General features: G+C 70.0%; 12 protein-coding genes. 10 read left to right on the top strand and 2 right to left on the bottom strand.

What is annotated here, in order from left to right; genetic code table 11:
- Positions 1-1,110, top strand: a 1,110-nt coding sequence (locus VGD44_RS06550; protein ID WP_331085105.1) for an aspartate kinase, incomplete at its 5' end; no start/stop codon positions are given.
- An 85-nt stretch (positions 1,111-1,195) separates the two neighbouring features.
- On the opposite strand, the gene VGD44_RS06545 is transcribed toward VGD44_RS06550, so the two are convergent.
- Complete coding sequence (locus VGD44_RS06545; protein WP_331085103.1) at positions 1,196-2,629, bottom strand: MFS transporter; 1,434 nt, start codon at positions 2,627-2,629, stop codon at positions 1,196-1,198.
- Positions 2,630-2,700: 71 nt separating this feature from the next.
- Between VGD44_RS06545 and VGD44_RS06540 the strand changes: the two genes are divergently transcribed.
- On the top strand, positions 2,701-3,384 hold the full coding sequence (locus VGD44_RS06540) for a metalloregulator ArsR/SmtB family transcription factor (RefSeq protein ID WP_331085100.1): 684 nt from the start codon (positions 2,701-2,703) through the stop codon (positions 3,382-3,384).
- On the opposite strand, the gene VGD44_RS06535 is transcribed toward VGD44_RS06540, so the two are convergent.
- Positions 3,311-5,032, bottom strand: coding sequence for an alpha/beta hydrolase (locus tag VGD44_RS06535; protein ID WP_331085098.1), 1,722 nt, complete (start codon positions 5,030-5,032; stop codon positions 3,311-3,313). The genes VGD44_RS06540 and VGD44_RS06535 overlap by 74 nt on opposite strands.
- Before the next feature lie 131 nt (positions 5,033-5,163).
- Between VGD44_RS06535 and VGD44_RS06530 the strand changes: the two genes are divergently transcribed.
- From VGD44_RS06530 to VGD44_RS06495, 8 genes are all read left to right on the top strand, one after another.
- Positions 5,164-6,063, top strand: coding sequence for a lipase family protein (locus VGD44_RS06530; protein ID WP_331085096.1), 900 nt, complete (start codon positions 5,164-5,166; stop codon positions 6,061-6,063).
- A gap of 98 nt (positions 6,064-6,161) precedes the next feature.
- The gene (locus VGD44_RS06525) at positions 6,162-6,512 is read left to right on the top strand and encodes a metalloregulator ArsR/SmtB family transcription factor (protein WP_331085094.1); all 351 of its coding nucleotides are present in this window, start codon (positions 6,162-6,164) and stop codon (positions 6,510-6,512) included.
- Complete coding sequence (locus tag VGD44_RS06520; RefSeq protein WP_331085092.1) at positions 6,505-6,993, top strand: SRPBCC family protein; 489 nt, start codon at positions 6,505-6,507, stop codon at positions 6,991-6,993. The genes VGD44_RS06525 and VGD44_RS06520 overlap by 8 nt, the downstream gene beginning before the upstream one ends.
- Before the next feature lie 165 nt (positions 6,994-7,158).
- Positions 7,159-7,866, top strand: a complete 708-nt coding sequence (locus tag VGD44_RS06515) for a DUF4331 family protein (protein WP_331085090.1) — start codon at positions 7,159-7,161, stop codon at positions 7,864-7,866.
- An 11-nt stretch (positions 7,867-7,877) separates the two neighbouring features.
- Positions 7,878-8,681, top strand: coding sequence for a hypothetical protein (locus tag VGD44_RS06510; protein ID WP_331085087.1), 804 nt, complete (start codon positions 7,878-7,880; stop codon positions 8,679-8,681).
- A gap of 50 nt (positions 8,682-8,731) precedes the next feature.
- Positions 8,732-9,976: a hypothetical protein gene (locus VGD44_RS06505; RefSeq protein WP_331085085.1), complete on the top strand. Its 1,245-nt coding sequence runs from the start codon at positions 8,732-8,734 to the stop codon at positions 9,974-9,976.
- Positions 9,977-10,104: 128 nt separating this feature from the next.
- A complete protein-coding gene (locus tag VGD44_RS06500; protein ID WP_331085083.1) occupies positions 10,105-11,301 on the top strand; it encodes an amidohydrolase family protein in 1,197 nt (398 codons plus the stop codon).
- A gap of 218 nt (positions 11,302-11,519) precedes the next feature.
- Positions 11,520-12,212, top strand: a complete 693-nt coding sequence (locus VGD44_RS06495) for a M24 family metallopeptidase (protein ID WP_331085081.1) — start codon at positions 11,520-11,522, stop codon at positions 12,210-12,212.
- Positions 12,213-12,433 lie beyond the last annotated feature (221 nt).

Raw genomic sequence — 12,433 nt, 5'->3', positions numbered from 1 at the left:
ACCAACGAGCTGGTGGCCTGGACCGACGGGGCCGGCGCGGCCGCCCAGGGCCTGACGCCTTCCGACGACGAATACGACGTGGTGGTCGCCTCGGGCGAACAGGTCACCGCCGGCCTCCTGGCCATGACGCTGCGCAACATGGGCCTGCGCGCCCGCTCGTGGATGGGCTGGCAGATTCCGATCATCGCCGACGACGCCCACGGTCGCTCGCGCATCGACGACATCCCGCCCGAGAAGCTGCGCGCGGCCATGGACGGAGGCGAGATCGCGGTGATCGCCGGCTTCCAGGGCGTGACCCGCGACGGCCGCATCGCCACCCTGGGCCGCGGCGGCTCGGATACGAGCGCGGTGGCGATCGCCGCGGCGGTCGAGGCGGCCTGCGACATCTACACCGACGTGGACGGCGTCTACACGACCGACCCGCGGATCGAATCCAAGGCCCGCAAGCTGGCCAAGATCTCCTACGAGGAGATGCTGGAGATGGCGTCCCTGGGCGCCAAGGTGCTGCAGACCCGCTCGGTCGAGCTGGCCATGGCCTATCACGTGCCCGTCCGGGTGCTTTCCAGTTTTGTGGAGCCGGGCGAAGCCCCCGGCCAGGGCACCATCGTGTGCGACGAGGAGGAGATCGTGGAGAAGCGGATCGTGAGCGGCGTGGCCTACAGCCGCGACGAGGCGAAGATCAGCCTCTTCGGCCTGCCCGACCATCCGGGCGTCTCGTCGGCGATCTTCGGCGCCCTGGCCGACGCCAACGTGAACGTGGACATGATCGTCCAGAGCCACGCGCGCACGGCCGACACGGCGAACATGGAGTTCACCGTCGGCAAGCGCGACGCCCAGCGGGCGGTCGAGATCGTGCGTGGCGTCCAGGGCGAGATCGGTTTCGAGGACGTCCAGGTCAACGAGGACGTGGCCAAGGTCTCGGTGGTCGGCGTCGGCATGCGCAGCCACACCGGCGTGGCGAAGTCGATGTTCGAGGCGCTGGCGTCCAAGGGCGTCAACATCCAGGTGATCTCGACCTCCGAGATCAAGATCAGCGTGCTGATCGACGCGGCCTACACCGAGCTCGCCGTACGCGCGCTGCACGCCGCCTACGGACTGGACCAGCTCTAGTTTCCCTCCCCTTCATGGGGAGGGTGGCGAGCGAAGCGAGACGGGTGGGAAGCGTCGACCCTCCCCAACCTGCCGAATTTGCCCCTCACTCCCCCACCCTGCTCGCCTCCGGCGAGCTGTCCCTCCCCATCAAGGGAGGGATGGCGGTCATCCGGAAGAGCGCCCAGGTCCCGACCAGGGCTAGCGGGACTACGGCGACGTAGATCCAGAGGCCCGCCGCCCGCGCGCTGGCGTCGGTGAGACCGGACGAGAAGCCCACCAGGTTGGCGGCGACGCCCGAGATCGCCGCGCCCGCGGCGGCGCCGGTCTGGCGCACGGCGGTGATGGCCGAGGAGCCGATGGCGCGGTCCTCGTCGGAGAGCGCCGCCAGCAGCTGGCGCGCCATGAACGCCCAGGAGAAGCCGAAGGCCGCGCCCATCAGCGAGCCGCCGGCCAGCACCCAGGCGAAGTGGCCGTCGGCCATGGTGAAGGCCAGGATCACCAGGCTGGCCACCAGGCAGAGCGCGCCGAACCGCATCCATCGCGTCTCCCAGATCCCGGTCGCCCCGGCGACGGCCATCGCCGCCACGGTCCAGGCCATGGACTCCGCGCCGATCGCGTAGCCGGCCGCCAGCGGCGAGAAGCCCCGCAGTTGCTGCAGGATCGGCGGGCCGTAGATCGAGAAGCCCATGGACGCGGCTGTGAGCGCGAACATGGCGAGGTAGCCCGAGCCGCTGACGGTGGTGAGGTCGCCCGCCCGGTGCGGCAACAGGCGGACCCGCGCCCGGGGGTCGATCCAGACTACGAGCACCAGGATCGCCAGGCCCGCCACGACGGCGCCGATCGACAGCACCGGCGACTTGACCAGGTCGGCCACGGCGATGGCGGCGACGCCCAGGCCCAGCACGCCGAGCTGGGTCCAGGGGATGCCCGGCCCCCCCGACGCCTTGCCCGAGCCGCCCAGCAGGAACGGCGCGGCGGCGCTGAAGACGGCGGTCTGCAGGGCGAAGAGCCAGAACACGTCGCGCCAGTCGCCGACCTCGACAACCACGCCGCCGAACAGCGGGCCCAGCACCGTGGCGATGCCCCAGACGAAGGTGACGGCGGCGAAGACGCGGGCGAGATGGCGCTCCGGGAACAGCAGCGCGATGGCCACCATGGCGAACCCGGAGATCCAGCCAGAACCCAGGCCCTGCACCAGCCGGCCTGCGAGGAACGTGCCGACGTCGGGGGCGGCCGCGCTCATCACGCAGCCCACAGCCATGACCACGCCGGCCAGCGCCGTGGCCGAGCGCAGGCCGAACATCTCCGACAAGCGGCCAGAGCTGGCGCCGGCCAGGATCGCGCCAACGAAGAAGCCGGCCGTGGCCCAGGAGAAGTAGGCGTAACCGCCGAGGTCGGCCCCGACGCTGGGCAGGATGGTGGAGGTGACCAGGCTGTCCGCGGCGTTCAGCCAGACACCCAGCATGATCAGGGCGAAGCGCGGCAGCCGGCCCTCGGCCAAGAGGTCTGCCCAGCTGTTTGGGTTCGCAGCGCTCATTTTGACAATCTCGGACATGTCAAAATCGAGGTAGACCTGCGATCCGGATTTTGCAACAAGTCAGTTGTCAAATGCACGCGCCCGCCGACCGCATCCTGTTCCAGCTCAAGACCCGGGGTCCGGCCGAGACCCGGGCCGTCGCCGGCGCGCTCGGGATCAGCCGGCAGGCCACCCTGCAACATCTGGAGCGGCTGGTCGCCGACGGACTGGTCGACCACACGGACGCCCGCAAGGGAGTCGGCCGGCCGCGCCGCGTCTGGTCGCTGACCGACAAGGCGCAGGCGCGATTCCCGGACACCCACGCGCAGCTCACGCTGGAGATGCTGGACGCGGTGCGCGCCGAGTTCGGCGAGGCCGGCGTGGAGCGGATGATCGCGCGGCGCGAGCAGGCCACCGAGACGGCCTACGCCGCCGCCATGGCCGGCGCGGACACCCTGGAGGCGCGGGTCGCGCGCCTCGCCGAAATTCGGACGGCGGAAGGCTACATGGCCGACTGGACGCCCGACCCTGGCGGCGGCTTCCTCCTCGTGGAGAACCACTGCCCGATCTGCGCGGCGGCGGCCGCCTGCCAGGGATTCTGCCGCGCCGAGCTGATGGTGTTCCGCGCCGTGCTGGGGCCCGACGTCAGCATCGAGCGCACAGACCACATCCTGGCCGGCGCGCGCCGCTGCGCCTACCGGATCAGCGCCGCGAACTCGCCCCCGGAAGCTGCGGCTCGAACCCCGGCTGCCAGTGGTTGGCGGTGCCCGAGGTGACGTACCAGCTGATGAAGAGCGCGCAGATCAGCGCGCCCGGGACGTAGGAGTTGGTGCGGCGGTAGGTCCAGGCGCCGATCACCCCTATCACGCCCAGGAGCGGCACGAACTGGATGGCGATGACGGCGTTGAGCGGCTCGGTGGGCGTGCCCAGGAGGCCGGTCGCGAACAGGGTCGCGTACTCCCAGGCGACCATCACGAGAAAGCCGCCGGCCATGGCGACCTTGGCCCAGCCCAGCGCCATCAACCACCCCTCGCCCCTCACCGCGATGTTGACGCAGAGCGCGCGGATGGCCACGAGGAAGAACAGCGTCCAGAGGATCAGGTAGCCGGGGAGCTGCAGGGCGCGCGTGGCGTCCAGCGGCTTCAGGCCCAGCACCCAGAAGCGGTAGTCGACCTTGAACAGGGCGTCGATGACCACGATAGAGAGGTAGGCCACGGCCATGGTCGCCAGCGCCGCCAGGATCGACGGGACCCAGCGGTTGGTGAAGGCCGGGCGGTTCTTCAGGAAAACCCCGATGACCAGCGTCAGGATCGCCGTGCCCAGCGCCCAGACCAGGAGCTGGTTCTGCACCCACTGCGGGAAGGGGGCCATCGGGAAGAACACCTGCCCCACTTTCATCAGCGGGAAGTAGGTGAGCGCCGGCAGGATGGCGCTGATGGCCAGCATCAGCCACCAGCGGCGGTCGCGGCGCTCCGTGGCCGGTTCGGCCGGGTGGTTCAACGCCGCGAAGAACCGCAGGCCCAGCAGCAGGTCGAAGGTGGCGACGATCAGGCCCACCAGCCCGAGGAAGGCTACGCCCGTGCCGACCTCCTTCCAGATCCAGACCTGGTTGGCGGCGGGCATCGCCCTGGGCGCCGGGATGGTGCGCTGGAACCAGTCCACCGCGTCGCCGACACCCGAGCTGGAGAAGTGCTCCCAGGGGTGGGTGATCGGCGGGTTAGCGAGGATGCGGGCGCTGCCGTCGGCGATCGAACCATAGAGCTTGCCCTCCTCCACCGGACCGGTGACGCCGAACAGCTTCTGCAGCTTGGGCGACTTTTCGATGTCGCCGCCCTTGGGCACGCCCCACATCAGGCCCGAGAACTCGTCGTACTGGCCGAAGACGACCGCAAGGTTGCGCGGCTTCTCGGGCGCCGGCGCGCCGAGCAGTCCCGGCGTCGAGCCCTCGAGCACGATCGACCGGTAGCCGTCCGGGTCGGCCTTGGCCGCCGCCAGGACCGGACCGCCGCCCATGGAGTGACCCTCCACCCCGATGTTGGACTTGTCCACGTAGGGCAGGCTCTTGAGGTAGCGCAGGGCCGCGGGGCCGCCGAACCCGGCCGTGCCGACGATGCCGCCCGAATAGCCGTGGCCGGTCATGTCCATGGCCAGCACGACGTAGCCGCGGCGCGAGAGCTCGATGGCGAACGGGCTCTGCATCTCGCGGGTGTTGATATAGCCGTGGCTGACGAGGACGCCGGGCGCCGGAGTGGCCGCCGTGGCGTTGGCGGGCCTGTAGAGCAGCCCCGAGACGGTCACGCCTTCCTCCGCCGGCATGCGCACCTCGGACACCGTCGTCCCGCCGCCGGTCTGGATGGAATGCGCGAGGTAAGCCCCGCCCAGGATCAGGACCCAGGCAAGCGCAAAGGCCAGCCACTTCCGCATATCGTCTCCCCCGCCCGCTTCTCTCTCGTTCCGGCGACGATGCGCCCGGGCGGAGCAATGCTCAAGCCGCCGGCTGGACGCCTACCCAAGGTCGTGCCAGCGTCCCAACGCACCTAGCGCGAGGGGACGCCATGGACGAACCGTTCCGCCAGGAAGTGAAGGACGCGGTGAACGCCGCCGGCCTCGCAACGGCGATCGACGACCGCGCCGCGGTGGCGCTGGCCGCCTCGTTCTACAAGAACCGCGACACGGGCCAGACCGACGGGCAGTTCGGCCAGGGCTGGGAGGTGCTGGAGCAGGTGAGCCCGCCCGGCGGCTACGACGGCATCGCCCTGCGCCACGCAGCCAGCCGTTCGCTCGTGATCGTCAACCGCGGCACCGAGGGGGCCAGCTCGGTCGCCGACTGGCTGCAGAACATCCGCGCCGGCGCGCTGCACCAGCCCGGGCCGCAGATGACCTCGGCCATGGCGCTGCTGGGCAGCGGGTTCGAGAAGGCGAAGGCCAAGGGCGTCGACCAGATCCTGATCTGCGGCCATTCCCTGGGCGGCGCGCTGGCCGACGTGCAGGGGGCGCTGGCGAAGTCGTTCTTCGAGAAGCGGAACATCACCCCGCCGCCCGTACGGGTGGTGGGGGTCGCCTCGGCAGGGTTCGCGCCGGCCGGGCGGAACTATGCAGCGGCGAACGGCCTGACGCCCGACCCGGCGGCCCCGGCGTACATTATCCACTACGTGCGCAGCGAAGACCTGGTGCCGAGCTACACGGGCCGCGCGATCTTCGGGACCGACCAGAGGATCGCGTCGGTCTACGAGGCGCGCTTCCAGCCGGCGAGCGGGCCGCACACCACCGGCCACCCGGAGTGGGTGCGCATCGTCGACCGCCTGAAGCAGCACATGCGGACGCTCTACTACCAGTTCTTCGCCGAAACGAAGGCCCGGCACATCTGGTACAGCCACAACACCAAGCAGTTCGCCGCCCGCAACGGCGCCTTCCCGGACTGGAAGCGCGGCTTCCAGCGGCCGGACGACTGGTGAGCGGCAGCGGCGCGGCGGGCCACAGACCTTCCCGATCAGCTGGCGGCTGAGCGACGCCCATTGCATGGCGCCAATTCGCGCGCTACACACTGAACCATATGGTTCAGTATGAGACAGCTCGCCTCGACGCCTCCTTCGCCGCGCTCTCGGACGCCACGCGGCGCGGCATTCTGGAGCAGCTCGGACAGGCGGATGCATCGATCACGGAGCTGGCCGAGAAGTTCCACATGACCCTCACGGGCATGAAGAAGCACGTCGGCGTCCTGGAGCAGGCGGGGCTGGTCACGACGCAGAAGGTCGGGCGCGTGCGGACCTGCAAGCTCGGCCGGCGCGGGCTCGAGGAAGCGGCGGCCTGGATCGAAGGGCGCCGCCAGATCTGGAACGCACGCTTCGACGCGCTGGACGAGGTCGTCGAGGCCCTGAAACGGAAGGAGAAGGCCGATGGGTGAAAGAGCGAGTAAGGGCCGCACGGCGGTCGAGCGGAGGTCGGAGCGCGAACTCGTCGTGACGCGAATTTTCGACGCCCCGGTTCGTCTCGTGTTCGACGCATGGACCAAGCCCGAATTGTTCAAGCTGTGGTGGGCGCCCAAATCGATGGGCGTCCCCCTGCTGTCCTGCGAGATGGATGTTCGCACCGGCGGCGGCTATCGCATCGCGTTCGGACACGACGCGGCGGACTCCATGGCCTTCTTCGGCAAGTATCTCGAGGTGTCGCCGCCGTCGCGCCTGGTCTGGACCAACGACGAAGGCGGCGGCGCCGTCACCACGGTGACCTTCGAAGAAAAGGACGGCGGGACCCTGCTGGTCCTGCAGGAACTCTATCCCTCGACGGAAGCGCTCGATGAGGCCTTCCTCGGCATGGAAGACGCCATGCCCGAGCAGTTCGAGCAGCTGGATGACCTTCTCGCCACCCTGCGCGCGAGCGTCTGAAGGTCAGACAGGGGGTCCGCCTGGCGGCGGATCACTCTGGCGGCTGCCCGCATGATCTTGTTCATCGAACAAGCTATGCGGGGTCGACTCTTTGCCTCTAGTGTGGAGCGCCCACGAGTTGGCTGCGGCCGGCCGTAGAGAGCACAATCGAGGGAGGCGCCGTTCATGCTGCGCAAGCGCTTGTTGGCCGCGATTCTGGCCCCGCTTCTTCTTGTCGAAGGCTTCGCAACCGCCGCGGACCACGCGGAGTCACCTGGGGCGGATGCCGACCAGGCCGCCGACCTGGCCGACGTGTTCCTGTTCGTCTCGCCCGAGAACAACAGGCGGTTGGTGGGGTCGATCACCTTCGGCGGGCGTCCCCTGCCCCGGTCGCGCATCGACCAGACCCTCCCCTGCGACCCGCGCGTGATCTACGTCCTGAACATCGACCGCGCCTCGGCTGCAGGGACGTTCGACAGCATTCCCGAGGTCAAGGTGGTCGCGCGGTTCGGCACGGTGTCGGGCACCAATGCCTGCGGCGCCGTCCAACTGGAAAACGTCCCGGGAGCCGGGGGCACGTTCATCGGCGCGATCGAAACCGTGTTCACCTCATCGACGGGCCTGAAAGCCTTCGCGGGCCTCCGCAACGACCCCTTCTTCTTCGACGCCGAAGGCTACAACGGCATGATCGCCGCCTTCGACGCGGCGCCGCCCGCGGCCGGATATCTCGTCACCTCCTTCGGCCTGGGCTCGCGGGCCCGGCGCGATTCGTTCGCGAACCGCAACGTCGCGGCCATCGTCTTCGAGATGGACATCGACGCCGTCGCCCCGGCGGTGAACGGGATCCGCCCGAAACTTCAGGTGTGGGCCACCACAGCCCGCCGCGTTCAGTAGGAGGCCTGCACATGACCCTCGCCAAGCGCACGGCCACCTTCGCTGGTCTCGCGGCCATGACCCTCCTCGCCGCCTGCGGCGGCGGATCCGACGACGATGCGCCGCCGCCGACCCCAGGTGGGCAATCCAGTCCCTACGTGTTCGACACGACGCCCGCCGATTCCGCGACCTTCCTGCGGGTGGATCGCACCGGGGCTCCGGCCGTCGGGACCGCCCTGCTGTCGCGGGCCACGACGGTGACCATCACGACGGCCAGCGGCGCGATCCTGAACCCCGGCATCGCCACCAACACCTTCAATGACCAGCGCGACCAGCTCAACCGTGGCGACCCGGTCAACGACGCCCGGGACTTCGCGGCGATCTATGTCGCCGGGCCGCAGGGCAACGCCTTGCAGAACATCCACTTCAAGCTGGGCCGCGAGCTGCGCGCGCTGGGGCTGACCCCTTGCTCGACCGAGCCTGCCGGAGGCGCCACGACCAAAGCCGAGGTCAACGTCGACGTCTGCGTCGCCCAGGCGGCGCCGGTCATCATCCCCGATGTCATCACCTTCGACTTCGCCGCGCCGCAGGGCTTCCCGAACGGGCGGACCTTCGATGATCCGGTCGCCGACCGGTTGCTGGCGGCGGCGCTGCTTCGGCTCACGCCCGTCGGGGCCGGTCCTGCGCCGCACCACATCGACAGCCTGCTCGGTGTGATCGACACCTGGAACGGCCCGGCCGGGACGCCCTGCCCGGCGCCCTGCCGGTTCACCGGCGACGAGAGCAACGTGTTTTCGCCCTCGACCTTCCCGTTCCTGCGGCAAGCCTATCCGTGACGGCCAGGTCGGCCCTGTCCGCAGGGGCGGGGATCGCCGCGGCATTGGTCATGGCGGCCGCGTGGGGCCTGTCCGCCTGCCAGCCCCAGCGGCCGGCCGGCGTGCAGGCCGCGGCGGCCGCGGCGCCCAGCTTCGACAAGACCTTGGCCGACTACAACGCGGCCATCGCCTCGGGCGAGGCCACGACCCAGGGCCGCATGCAGAGCGCGCTCGTACCGCTGGAACTGGTCGGGCTCTATGCGGAACGTGCGCGCCTGACCGGCAGCTACGACGACTATGCACGGGCCGAGGCGCTCATCGCCCGGCTCGAAGCCCAGTTCCCGCCGTCCGACGCGCTGTGCCTGGCCAAGGCGAGGCTGCTCTTCTCCCTCCATCGTCTGCGTCCGGCGGCGCAGGCCCTGGACCGCTGTCCGCGCCTGGCCGGCGAGCCCGACGCCCTGGGCCTTCGCGGCGACATCGCCTTCCAATCCGGGCGCTATGAGGAGGCGGGCGCCATCTACCGGGCGCTCGTCAACCAGGTCGGCACGCCCCAGACCTACGTTCAGCTGGCCCTTTACAGCGCCAAGACCGGCTCACCCGGCGAAGCGCTGGCGTTCATGGAAGCCGCGGAGAAGCGCTCCTTCGGAGCCGCCCCCGTCCGCCGGAGCTGGTTCGCCCTACAGCGGGGCCTGATCGAACTCGAACGGGGCCGTCTGGACGAGGCGCGCGCGCTGTTCGCCTTGGCCGACGAGCGGCTGCCCGGCTACTGGCTGAACGAAGAACACTTGGCGGAAGTCGCCACCCTGAACGGCGACGCGGCCGCGGCGAAGCCGGTCTACGAGGCCGTCGTGCGCCGGACCGGCGCGCCGGAGTACCTCGACGCTCTGGGCTCGATCGAGGCCGAGGCCGGGCGCGCGCTGACGGCGCGCCAGCTCTTCGCCCGCGCCGAGGCCGCCTACGCGCAACGGGCGCAACGCTTCCCCGAGGCGATCGCCGGCCATGCGCTCGACCACTACCTGAGCGCGGCGCCGCAACCCGCCACGGCCCTGTCGCTCGCCGAGGCCAACTACAGGAACCGCCCCAACGGCGAGGCCGCGGTCGGACTGGCCAAGGCCCAGCTGCTCAACCACAAGCCGCAGGCGGCGGCGCGCCTGATCGAACAGCACCTGGGCCGCGGCTGGGACACCGCCGAGGCCTACTGGATCCTGTCGCTAGCGGCCGACGCCGCGGGAGATGGTCGGCGCGCGCGGACAGCAGCCCTGGAGGCCACGCGCCGCAACCCGCGCAGCGCGACCCAGTACGCCTTCGAGTTCTGAGCGCACGCCCGACCCAGCCGGGCGACGGCCACGGGGAATGGTCGCTTGAGATCGGTTGCGACCTGACGGCAAGCTTCCAGCAGGCCGCGAAGACGGCCCCGCGCCGCCGCGGGAGGGAGACCAACGACATGGAAGCCGACGTTCGCGAGACGTACACCGCCGCCCAGGGCATCGAGACAGCCTACGACGCGGACAGCCACATCATGGAGCTGCCCAGCTTCCTCAAGGACTTCGCCGATCCCGACCTGCGCGACGAGATCCCCGAGGTGAGCTACTCGGCCTCGATCGTCACCGACGAGGAGGTGGCGGTGATCGTCGGCCAGGGCGGCCGCCACAGCGCTGAGCACGTGGCCGCGCAGATCGCGCTGGGCGACAAGCTGATCGAGAAGTCCAAGGAGATCCAGGCACTGGGCGCGTTCGACAGCGCAGACCGGTCCAAGGCGCTGGACCTACTGGGCTTCAGGAAGCAGCTGGTGTTCGCCACCCACAGCGTGGCCATGCCGTTCTCGCCCAGCTCGAAGCTGGAGCACCGCCTGCGCTACGGCGCGGCGCGGGCGCACAACCGGCATATGGCTGAGTTCTGCAAGGACGACCCGCGCCTCATGGGCGTGGCCGTCGTGCCGCTGGACGACCCGGACCTGGCGATGGCCGAACTGGAGTTCGCGCTCTCGGCAGGGCTGAAGGCGGCCTGGGTGCCGCACCGGCCCTGCGGCGAGCGGTCTCCCGGCCACGTGGACCTCGATCCGTTCTGGGCGCGGCTGGCCGAGACGGGGACGCCGTTCCTGCTGCATGTGGGCGGGGCGCCCCTGCAGCTCGCCAAGGCCTGGATGAACAACGGCCGGCCGCCGACGAAGGACTGGCTGGGCGGCGGCGAAAACCTGCGGACCAAGGACATCGCCCTGCTGCACGAAGGTCCCGAGCAGTTCCTGACCATGATGGTGCTGGACGGCGTCCTCGAGCGGCATCCGGCGCTGCGCGGCGCCAGCGTGGAGCTGGGCGCGGGCTGGGTTCCGGAGCTGTTGAGGCGCCTGGACTGGGTGGTGAAGCACTGGAGCCGCAACGACGCCAACCTGCAGGCGCTGCGCCGCAAGCCCTCGGAGCAGATCACCCAGCAGCTGGCGTTCACGCCGTTCGTGTTCGAGGAGGTGGGCGCGCTGATCGACCAGTCGAACGAAGACCTCTACCTGTTCTCCAGCGACTATCCGCACATCGAGGGCGGGCGGAACCCGATCGGCCGGTTCGAGACGGCGCTGGGCGAGCGGCCGGCGGCGGTGCGCGACAAGTTCTACGCCGACAACTTCCGGCGGATCTTCGTCGACGCGTGACCAAAACCTCCCCCATGCATGGGGGAGGGGGACCGCAAAGTGGTGGAGGGGGCGGTGGGGCCGTGCGCTGCCGATCGATCCGCCTTGCCGGTGGCGCCGCCCCCTTCCACCACTTCGTGGTCCCCCTCCCCCGCTTCGCAGGGGAGGTTTTGGGCGCGGCCACCTTGAGAAGACATAAGGATGTCTTTATATCCCACCGCACCCCTCGGAGCCGCCCGATGTCCGATCACCATCCCCACCGCGAAGCCGTCGGCGCCGCCTTCTCGCTGCCCGCGATGATCAAGGCCCGCGACCTGACGTTCGAGGCGGTGCGGCGGATCGGGGCGGCGATCCGGCCGGGCATGACCGAGGGCCGCGGCGGCGAGGTGGCGCAGGAGATCCTCGAGGCCATGGGGATGGAGCGGCTGTGGCACCGGAACGTGGTCCGCTTCGGGCCGGACTCCACCAAGACCTTCTTCGGCGAGTTCACCCCGGACTACGTGCTGCAGGCCAACGACATCTTCTACGTCGACCTGGGCGTCGTCTGGGACGGGCACGAGGGCGATGCGGGCGACACCTTCGTGGTCGGCGACGACCCCGAGATGGCCGCCTGCGCGCAGGCCGCGCGCGACCTCTGGTGCGAGGTGGCCGCCCGCTGGCGCGACGAAAGGCTGAGCGGGCCGGCGCTCTACGCCTTCGCCAAGGCGCGGGCCGAGGCCAAGGGCTGGGTGCTGAACTGGGAGGTGAAGGGCCACCGGGTGTCGGACTTCCCGCACGCGATCTACAAGGCGGGCGCCCTGGGCGACTTCGACGGCCTGCCGACGACGGGGCTGTGGATCCTGGAGATCCAGATCGGCCACCCGACACGACAGATCGGGGCCTTCTACGAGGACCTGCTGATCCGCGAGACCGACGTCCAGGCGGCGGCTTAGGTTCCCGCTCCCACTCACGAACGTCTTGGACAACGAGCTCTGCCCCAAACACATGCATTTGTGTCGGGAAGGGCACGGACGGGCTTTGAGTCTCGGTTTTGAAAGACAAAACTGCTAGCTAGCGGGCAAGGGACAGGGAGGACGTTTCGCTCACGATGGCCGCGCCAGTCGCCATACGCGGACAGCGGAGCCTGCTGCGGCAGATCCGCGAGGCGCTCGCC

Origin of the sequence: Phenylobacterium sp. (assembly GCF_036402295.1) — a bacterium.
Classification (GTDB): Bacteria; Pseudomonadota; Alphaproteobacteria; order Caulobacterales; family Caulobacteraceae; genus Phenylobacterium.
The sequence above is the reverse complement of the archived record's forward strand: the minus strand, read 5'-3'. Positions and strand labels throughout refer to the sequence as shown.

Bases quoted from the DNA above. Each gene is read 5' to 3' on its own strand.
- VGD44_RS06525 (WP_331085094.1), top strand. From the start codon at position 6,162: ATGGTTCAGTATGAGACAGCTCGCCTCGACGCCTCCTTCGCCGCGCTC.
- VGD44_RS06520 (WP_331085092.1), top strand. From the start codon at position 6,505: ATGGGTGAAAGAGCGAGTAAGGGCCGCACGGCGGTCGAGCGGAGGTCG.
- VGD44_RS06505 (WP_331085085.1), top strand. From the start codon at position 8,732: ATGGCGGCCGCGTGGGGCCTGTCCGCCTGCCAGCCCCAGCGGCCGGCC.
- VGD44_RS06535 (WP_331085098.1), bottom strand. From the start codon at position 5,032: ATGCGGAAGTGGCTGGCCTTTGCGCTTGCCTGGGTCCTGATCCTGGGC.
- VGD44_RS06515 (WP_331085090.1), top strand. From the start codon at position 7,159: ATGCTGCGCAAGCGCTTGTTGGCCGCGATTCTGGCCCCGCTTCTTCTT.
- VGD44_RS06545 (WP_331085103.1), bottom strand. From the start codon at position 2,629: ATGAGCGCTGCGAACCCAAACAGCTGGGCAGACCTCTTGGCCGAGGGC.
- VGD44_RS06495 (WP_331085081.1), top strand. From the start codon at position 11,520: ATGTCCGATCACCATCCCCACCGCGAAGCCGTCGGCGCCGCCTTCTCG.
- VGD44_RS06510 (WP_331085087.1), top strand. From the start codon at position 7,878: ATGACCCTCGCCAAGCGCACGGCCACCTTCGCTGGTCTCGCGGCCATG.
- VGD44_RS06530 (WP_331085096.1), top strand. From the start codon at position 5,164: ATGGACGAACCGTTCCGCCAGGAAGTGAAGGACGCGGTGAACGCCGCC.
- VGD44_RS06540 (WP_331085100.1), top strand. From the start codon at position 2,701: ATGCACGCGCCCGCCGACCGCATCCTGTTCCAGCTCAAGACCCGGGGT.
- VGD44_RS06500 (WP_331085083.1), top strand. From the start codon at position 10,105: ATGGAAGCCGACGTTCGCGAGACGTACACCGCCGCCCAGGGCATCGAG.